General features: G+C 44.4%; 2 protein-coding genes. Both read left to right on the top strand.

Going from position 1 to position 1,563, the window contains the following annotated elements:
* On the top strand, positions 1-368 hold a 368-nt coding region (locus tag R7190_RS25505), incomplete at its 5' end, for an MFS transporter (RefSeq protein WP_318137632.1).
* Positions 369-585: 217 nt separating this feature from the next.
* The coding region (locus tag R7190_RS25510) for a PAS domain-containing methyl-accepting chemotaxis protein (RefSeq protein WP_318137633.1) at positions 586-1,563 on the top strand (978 nt) is incomplete at its 3' end.

The raw sequence follows: 1,563 nt of genomic DNA on the forward strand, positions 1-1,563 counted from the left end.
GCGCAAAGAAAATGATCCTAGCGGGAGGTGTGCTGTTCATTGTTTGTATAGGGATTAACATTCATGGTGTGTCCATTTGGCACTTTAGCCTTGCCTTAGTTTTGTTGGGCGTAGGTTGGAACTTCATGTTTATCGCTGCAACGGGGCTGTTTAGCCAAAGTTACGAAGCGAAAAACCGCAGCAAAGCGCAGGCGTTTAATGAGTTCTTCGTGTTCAGCTGTGTCACCGTTACTGCCTTACTTTCCGGCTGGCTTGAATCGACAGTTGGTTGGCAAAACCTGAACTTGTACGTTCTTCCGTTCGTATTGCTCGTGATTGTGATCTTTGCGATGAAAACGGATAACAAAACAGAATCCCAAATAGCCTAACTTTCACCCTGTCACAGAAAAACTCAGCATCTGAACGCTGAGTTTTTTGTTTATTAGCTCAATTTTTGACTGGTGACGCGCAAATTTCTGCCAGTGATGATAATTCCCACACTAAAAATGTCGTATTGATAATACTTTTTATCTAACATTTTGTAATAAAAACAATAATCCTGTATACATCTCGCCGAAAACTAATAAAAATTATAGAAGTACGTCTATGTCAGCCAATTTTTCTCAGAAAGCTCAAGAAACTCTCGTCGGAGAACTTGAAGAACTCGTTTCGACCACTAACTTAAAAGGCGTTATTACTTATTGTAATGACGCGTTTTGTCGCGTTGCAGAATACACGCACGAGGAGTTAGTCGGTCAGAATCATAATATCGTCCGTCATAGTGACATGCCTAAAGCCGCTTTTGGTGATATGTGGGCACGCCTTAAAGAAGGCAAAGCGTGGCGAGGTATGGTTAAAAACAGCACCAAATCTGGCGGTTATTACTGGGTAGATGCCTACGTAACGCCTATCTATGAAAAAAACCAAGTTGTCGGCTATCAATCTGTGCGCGTTAAGCCTAAGCGTGAATGGGTGGATATTGCTGCAAAAGCTTACAAGGGGATGCTAGCCGCCGAGAAAGCGGGTAGAACCTGGTCGTTAAAAATTAACGAAACGGTTCGCTATGCGATTCTACTTGGTGCATTAACTGCACCTGCCGCAGCGTACGCACTATCTGTTGAAGGTCCGCTTGCTTGGCTTGCAAGTGCATTACCAGCGAGCGTCTTAGCGTTATTGTTCCGCCAAGAGTTGATTGATACGCCTCAACAGCTCAAAAAGCTGCAAAAACAGTATGACAGCGTGAGCCGTTTGATCTATTCAGGCAATAGCGCATTTTCGATTGCTGATTTCCATATCAAAATGTTGTCTGCGAGGATTCGAACCGTATTGGGAAGAATGACCGACTCGGCGCTACCACTGCAAAATTGCGCTGAAGAACTCAGTCAAACAACTGCTGAGGTTTCAGCCGCGTTGAACCAACAAAACAGTGATATTCGACGCGTGCGAGATGCGACGCAAGAAGTGGAATCTTCAGCGAACTCGGTATCTTCAAGCACTAACGATGCGCATATGCTGATTGATGACACCTTGAAGTCATGCATGATGGCCAAAGAGACGATCGATCAAACGCATACCAACCTAGCG

The sequence above is a fragment of the Vibrio sp. 1078-1 genome (genome assembly GCF_033340475.1).